Raw genomic sequence first — 669 nt, 5'->3', positions numbered from 1 at the left:
TTTGAGTGCGTTGCCTGAATACCTTCGTGCTGGCAGAGCGTGTTCAAGTATTATCATTACCATCAAGGTGAAGGCGAACACGGCAAGCCTTATAGGACCCTCACTAGAGCTGAGGACTTCATAAAGACTAAAGGCCTCAGCGAGGCCGTTTGCTTGATTTGAATTGGTAGCGAATGCCGTTGTAATAAAGTTCTGCCTTATGTCTTATGTATTGATGGTGCTTGCTGAGAAACTTTACGCTTTTGCTTGCTGTCTTGGTTCTGGAAACGAGTATTTCAGTATTCTACTTACAACAGTTATGTACTGATGCCAGAAGCTTCCTGTATTGTAGGGTATCTCGTATTCATGGCAAAGGGCCTCAACTTTTGGTGCTAGTTCTCGATAGTGAGGCGCCGGAATGTCCGGGAATAAATGGTGCTCAATTTGGCAGCTCAGGTGGCCGCTTAGTATGTGGAAAGCTTTGGAGCCTTGAATATTTGATGAGCCAAGTATTTGTCGGTAATACCAGTCTGCTCGCTCCTCGTTCTCTAAATCCGACTCGTAGAATACCTGCGCATCTTCCGTGAAGTGTCCGCAGAAAATGATGCTCGATGTCCACAAGTTTCGAATTATATTCGCCAGAATACTGCATACTAAAACGGGTAGAGCGACAGGCCAAAACAACAAAGG

General features: G+C 45.3%; 1 protein-coding gene. It reads right to left on the bottom strand.

Going from position 1 to position 669, the window contains the following annotated elements; all coding sequences use genetic code 11:
• Window positions 1–234: 234 nt before the first annotated feature.
• Window positions 235–669: acyl-CoA desaturase (locus tag A3750_RS06220; protein ID WP_197474941.1), on the bottom strand; the 435-nt coding region annotated here is incomplete at its 5' end.

Source organism: Oleiphilus sp. HI0079 (assembly GCF_001635105.1).
The sequence above is the reverse complement of the archived record's forward strand: the minus strand, read 5'-3'. Positions and strand labels throughout refer to the sequence as shown.